The sequence below is a fragment of the Methylobacterium sp. Leaf118 genome (assembly GCF_920984675.1).
Classification (GTDB): Bacteria; Pseudomonadota; Alphaproteobacteria; order Rhizobiales; family Beijerinckiaceae; genus Methylobacterium.
On sequence record NZ_CAKLBV010000147.1, the window covers coordinates 1 to 504 of the forward strand.

Consider the following 504-nt stretch of genomic DNA (forward strand, 5'->3'; position numbering starts at 1 on the left):
GCCGAGGAGGACGGGATCATCCTCGGGACCTACTACATGCGTCCGAACCAAGCGGGCGGTGGTCGCCACGTCTGCAATTGTGGCTTCATGGTAAGCGCCGCTGCCATCGGGCGTGGCATTGCAGGACGCATGGGCGAGCATGCCTTAGCTCACGCCCGGTCTCGCAAATACCGGGGCATGCAGTTCAACTTCGTGGTGAGCACGAACGAGCGGGCGGTGCGCCTCTGGCAGAAGCTTGGGTTCGAGATCGTCGGGCGGTTGCCACTCGCCTTCCACCATCCGGCCCACGGTGATGTCGATGCGCTGGTGATGTTTCAGGCGCTCTGACAATCTGCCGCCAGGGTCTGCAATGGGACGCGAGCAGACGACCTAGGGTCGAGACTCGATCAGCACCAGAAGGCGATGACGGCGGCGAGCGCGAGGGCGGAAGCGTAGTTGCGGGCGAGCTTGTCGTAACGGGTTGCGATGCGGCGGAAGTCCTTGAGGCGGTTGAAGGTCGCCTCG

General features: G+C 63.9%; 1 protein-coding gene and 1 pseudogene. One reads left to right on the forward strand and one right to left on the reverse strand.

Going from position 1 to position 504, the window contains the following annotated elements:
- Positions 1-327 (forward strand): GNAT family N-acetyltransferase (locus tag LW587_RS23950; protein ID WP_232632063.1); only part of this gene is annotated, 327 nt, incomplete at its 5' end.
- A gap of 59 nt (positions 328-386) precedes the next feature.
- Here the strand turns inward: LW587_RS23950 and LW587_RS23955 are convergent.
- Positions 387-504: pseudogene (locus tag LW587_RS23955) on the reverse strand (IS5/IS1182 family transposase); the annotation flags it as partial.